4 protein-coding genes are annotated in these 2,113 nt (G+C 41.1%); 2 read left to right on the top strand and 2 right to left on the bottom strand.

All coding sequences use genetic code 11. From position 1 onward, the window contains the following. Positions 1–359 precede the first annotated feature (359 nt). Positions 360–605, bottom strand: a complete 246-nt coding sequence (locus tag F6K49_RS43355; protein WP_293052052.1) for an HNH endonuclease signature motif containing protein — start codon at positions 603–605, stop codon at positions 360–362. Beyond that, entirely contained in the window at positions 602–934 is a 333-nt protein-coding gene (locus F6K49_RS43360; RefSeq protein ID WP_293107863.1) for a hypothetical protein, read from the bottom strand. Before F6K49_RS43360 ends, F6K49_RS43355 begins: the two co-directional genes overlap by 4 nt. A gap of 388 nt (positions 935–1,322) precedes the next feature. Between F6K49_RS43360 and F6K49_RS43365 the strand changes: the two genes are divergently transcribed. Together F6K49_RS43365 and F6K49_RS43370 are read left to right on the top strand one after the other, a co-directional pair. Further along, positions 1,323–1,541 carry a hypothetical protein gene (locus F6K49_RS43365; protein ID WP_293052058.1) on the top strand — a complete coding sequence of 73 codons (219 nt, stop codon included), beginning with the start codon at positions 1,323–1,325 and terminating at the stop codon, positions 1,539–1,541. Further along, positions 1,534–1,818 carry a type II toxin-antitoxin system mRNA interferase toxin, RelE/StbE family gene (locus tag F6K49_RS43370; RefSeq protein WP_293052061.1) on the top strand — a complete coding sequence of 95 codons (285 nt, stop codon included), beginning with the start codon at positions 1,534–1,536 and terminating at the stop codon, positions 1,816–1,818. Before F6K49_RS43365 ends, F6K49_RS43370 begins: the two co-directional genes overlap by 8 nt. The last annotated feature ends 295 nt before the right edge of the window (positions 1,819–2,113 follow it).

Raw genomic sequence — 2,113 nt, forward strand, 5'->3', positions numbered from 1 at the left:
TCTGGTTAATCACATATGCTCAAAGTAGATTGTAGGGTGGGCACTTGTGCGATAATCTTTGTTAAAATCCTAGATTTCCAAACACAAGTGCCCACCATTATAGGCTATAATTAGTAGGCATTTTTGTTTGCAAATATCGGTCGTACGCGATCAATATTTCCATCAATGCTCAATTCTGTTACCTACTCATTAGGTGGATGCCAGCCTACTTCAATCCAAATTGCTCTTGCTTCAATCAGAAACTCAAAAGTTCAAGGGCAGCGCTATTACTGTTGCTCGGCCCACTGGTGTTATTCCAGCAATATGAGTTCCACCATTGTTCCAAATGAAATGGTCGTTCCCAAAATTGATTTCGTGGATTATAGAGTGCAACATACTTCCAAGTCTAATGGATCAATTGCGTAGATTTTGCTCCCAAAGAATTCATTGCAGCGATAACAGGAAGCAGCTAAATTTTCTCGATTGTCTGTTCCACCTTGTGAGCGAGGCCAGATGTGATCCATGACTAGTGGTGTACCAGTCAACTGGGAAGAGGTTTTACAATATTCACAGCGAAAATTGGCTTCTTGAATTACGCGCCGTCGTAATTCAACAGATATGGTCATAGAATCACAGGTAAATCAATAAGTGCAGGAATCCGATGCCCTTTCCAACGTAGAACAGACCAGGCATAAGCTTTCCGTAGCATGAGACGATCGGCTGCTTGTCGCAACTCGGCGAGTTCCCGCCGTTCCTCCGGTGTCAGTTTCTCATCCTGATGTTTGTCTAGCAACTCAACACAGCGATGATGCTGATCAGGGTCTATTTCTGCTTGAGCAATGTTGAGTAGCTGTTCAGTATCTAGTGTCTGAAGCTGTAATAACTCTGCTTGCATTTCTTTTGGGGCATTATCAACCGAAGGTGGCAAATTGCTAACTACACAATGCAGGTGCAAGTGTCTCTACACTTTGCTGCGTAGCTTTGGCAATTCGTGCCAGTTGGTGGAAGATGGGACTAGGCAGATCGATCGTGATTTGTTCAGTTGTCATGTTCAATGGCTACTGGCATGATACTGCGGTTATTGTAGCGAGTTTTTTCATCGTGCATCTAACCGACCTTTTTTGGAACGATCGTTGTCCCCAAGTGCGTTCGCTTTTAGCGGCTCCTTAGGAGCATCGCTCTTGTAGGTTGGGTTGAGGAAGGAAACCCAGCATCTCCAACTAACATAGCCCTTTCTAAAATTCCGATTTGGGAAAGTGCGATCATTTGTTTGGGCGTGTTAAATTGAAAATAATGAATAAATTAGATTAGAGTAAACTAATATTTTGGCAAGAGAGTAAAAAATGATGCAAACAATTCAATTCCATCAAATTTTAGAAATGATTGACGCTCTTTCTTTAGATGAACAGAACGATTTAATTAATATTGTTAGACATAGACAAATTGAAAAAAGAAGAGAGGAAATCGCTGTTAATATAACTAAAGCTCACCAAGACTATCAACAGGGTAACGTTTTTCGGGGTACAGTTGATGATGTTATTGCCGAATTAAACAATGACTAATTTAATTTTAACATCATCATTTAAGCGAGCTTTTAAGGCAATCATTAAACGTCAACCGAATTTAAAACCAAAAATTGAAGCCAAATTAAGATTACTGGCTGATAATCCTTATAATCCTATACTACGCACTCATAAACTCAAAGGTAAATTATCAGGTGCTTGGGCTTGTTCGGTAGAATATGATTGTCGTCTTATTTTCAACTTTGAACAAAATCAAGACACCTTAGAAGAAGAAATCGTTTTAATTGATATTGGCACTCACGATGAAGTTTATTAGTGCGTACGCTCTTGTAGGGTGGGTTCGATTACACAGGATCTATCAAGACATTTATTGACCGACTATCACAGAACGCACCATAAACGACGAACTCAATTCACCAGGTTGACTCAAAGGGGGGATAATGTTGAGGCACGAAACCCAACAATCACGGGCTTTTGCGTAACCTTTCTGATCCTGCACTGGACGGACTGGCGTACGCTTAGTTCGTAACCGTTAGATACCTGCCGCCAGTGAGCTTGAACCTTAGGGTCCCTCACCTCGATTAACTCATAAATTTCTGGAGGATGGGGCA

The organism is Moorena sp. SIO3I6 (assembly GCF_010672095.1).